Source organism: Methylobacterium nigriterrae, from assembly GCF_037106235.1.
Lineage (GTDB): Bacteria > Pseudomonadota > Alphaproteobacteria > Rhizobiales > Beijerinckiaceae > Methylobacterium > Methylobacterium nigriterrae.
In genome coordinates, this window is sequence record NZ_JBAWTG010000778.1 from 1 (window position 1) to 282 (window position 282).

Genomic DNA, 282 nt, shown 5'->3' on the forward strand with positions numbered 1-282 from the left:
ATCGTCGACCAGGTGGTGACCGCGATGGCCAAGACCGGCGGTCGCCTGGCCGACGAACTCGCCGAGATCGAGGACCACATCCTCGACGAGCGGGTGCGCGGTGAGCGCCGGCGGCTCGGGCCGATCCGCCGGGACGCGGTGCGCCTGCACCGTCAGCTCTTGGGACTTCGCGCGGTGTTCCACCGCCTCGAAACAGCTGCCGGTGACGAGCAGGTACCAGCAGCGGCCATCGCCGCGGCGGCCCGCGTCGCACAGCGACTCGATGCGCTCGACCGGGACATG

Annotated in this window: 1 protein-coding gene; it reads left to right on the top strand. The window is 71.6% G+C overall.

Translation table 11 applies throughout. The features are described 5' to 3' along the window. Positions 1–282, top strand: a 282-nt coding sequence (locus WDW90_RS39125) for a CorA family divalent cation transporter (protein WP_336492999.1), incomplete at both ends; no start/stop codon positions are given.